This is a genomic window from Psittacicella hinzii (genome assembly GCF_003585935.1).
GTDB classification, from domain to species: domain Bacteria; phylum Pseudomonadota; class Gammaproteobacteria; order Enterobacterales; family Psittacicellaceae; genus Psittacicella; species Psittacicella hinzii.
On record NZ_NRJG01000177.1, the window covers coordinates 1 to 1,113 of the forward strand.

General features: G+C 33.7%; 1 protein-coding gene. It reads left to right on the forward strand.

Annotation, left to right across the window (positions count from 1 at the left end; all coding sequences use genetic code 11):
• Window positions 1–1,071, forward strand: a 1,071-nt coding sequence (locus CKF58_RS08505; protein ID WP_222987769.1) for a hypothetical protein, incomplete at its 5' end; no start/stop codon positions are given.
• Window positions 1,072–1,113: the final 42 nt, after the last annotated feature.

Consider the following 1,113-nt stretch of genomic DNA (forward strand, 5'->3'; position numbering starts at 1 on the left):
GTACAGCAATTAAATTTTGTTAACAACAGATATCAGATCTTATCATCAGCATTCTTTGATCAAATAATCCTCAAAACTGATTATAATTTTAGTAACTATGACTATTGGTTAAGATGTAAAACCTCATTAGGAACAGATGATAATCATCTTAATTACATCGGTGAACCTATTTTCTTTATTCCAGATACCATTCTCATGAATCCTGGATACGATGAATTAAATTTCTGGAATAATTCTAACGTTTTCAATTTCACGCCAATCATTGACGACAATAGATTTTTTGCCAATTTATATGCCTATTATCTAGCATTAATTAAGCGTCCTACTATTCTTAATAGATATGATGCTTTAGTTGTTGAACATTTGATCAACCACTGGCATGATTTAATTAATTGTGATGCTATGGCGGCTCTTGCTCAAGAAGGCTACTATAAATTTAGCCGCTTTAAAATCGAAGAGATTCTAGCTTTAGAAAATGATCTTGAAAACATTGCTCAAGGCTACAAAATACCAAACTGGTATCGTGAAATAAAGTCTGATTGTAAAGCTCGTCTGCGTCATCGCAATAAACTGATTCGCAGTATCCACGACCTTTTTGCTGATCCTGATAGTTATAATAAAATCGGAGAAACGACCGGCATTCGCATTTGTCGTATCTTTGTAGGATATTTAGCACTGACAACTATCTTTGGCGCTACGATCTATATCGATCATGCTTCAACCTTTTTCCAGTCTAGTACTACAGAATCTTTTTCTGAAGAAGTGTACTCAAGTTTAGTATTTAACTTATTTGCAGAGAAACTCGTGTCATATCTATTTAAACCTGAAGACAATGAAAATCTCAATACTTATTGTCACTTAGGATATGCAATTACGAGAATTAATGATGACTTAGCTTATAGTGAAAGTGCTAAGCGTGAACTTTTACACCGCCGTAATGCTTCTTTTGCTAGAATGCCATATAAAGCATTGCAATATAAAAAATTCTTTGAAGATCGAGCAGCTTTTGAATTTGAATTAAAATTAAGACTAGTTGAATCAGAGGTTGCAAACAAGCAACTCAATAATTAAAGTCAGCTGCTAGCAGACTTGTTTGTGGTGTCCCCCAAATGA